This window comes from Alcanivorax sp. HI0044, from assembly GCF_001634945.1.
Map to the genome: position 1 here is coordinate 1 of NZ_LWEZ01000423.1, position 788 is coordinate 788.

At 56.6% G+C, this 788-nt stretch carries 1 protein-coding gene and 1 pseudogene; both read right to left on the reverse strand.

Features of this window, described 5'->3' with window-relative positions:
* A pseudogene (locus A3730_RS05095) lies at nucleotides 1-212 on the reverse strand (beta-ketoacyl-ACP synthase III); the annotation flags it as partial.
* A gap of 202 nt (nucleotides 213-414) precedes the next feature.
* A partial coding sequence (locus A3730_RS05100) for a DUF3418 domain-containing protein (protein WP_156500923.1) occupies nucleotides 415-788 on the reverse strand: 374 nt, incomplete at its 5' end.

Below are 788 nucleotides of genomic sequence, written 5' to 3' on the forward strand. Positions count from 1 at the left end.
ATCACATAACGCTGCTTGATACCTGACGCTTTTTCAATAAAAGCACTGTTGGACGGCCCCAGGGCTTCCAGCTCGCCGGCCTCGATGGCTTGTGCGTTGCGGGCGTTATAACGCTCCACGTATTCATTGAATGATTCCACCAGTTCATCGTTGGTGATGGTCTGGTCCGGGGTCCACAGGCCGGTACCACTGATTACAACCGAATAGCTCACAAGCGAGTCCTCGCACTAATGCAGGGCCAGCCGCCCTGCTACAGCAAATTAGATAATGGGTCGATTATCCGGATTCAACGGGCCCGGCGCAAAGGCACCAGGGCCCATTTGTTGGTTATTACGGTCGTTCAAAGGCCTGTTTGCGTCTTTCACTGTAGGTTGCGGCGCAGCAGGCCAGCATGTTCACCGTACATCGCCCTTATCAGCACAACTCCCACTGTTTATTCAGTCGTTTCGCCGACACAGGCAATTTGGTGCCCAGTTGCTGGGCAAACAGGCTCACCCGGTATTCCTGCAGCATCCAGAAAAACCGCTGCAAGGGCTCGGGTTGCTTCCATAACGGCGCCCCTGCAGCGCGGGTTTCATGCTGTTTGCTGTACGCCTCCAGCTCCGCACTGAGAGTGCGATCCTTGCCGATCTGACCGCCAAGCTTATCCAGGCGGTGGTCGATGGCCCCCAATAACCGCGGGTATTCCTGTAACCAGGCCCAGGGCACCTGTAACAGCACGTCATCGGGAAATAATTGTCCAAGCTGCTGCTTCAGGTCGCGGTGGGCATGGGCCCAGGCCAGCGGGA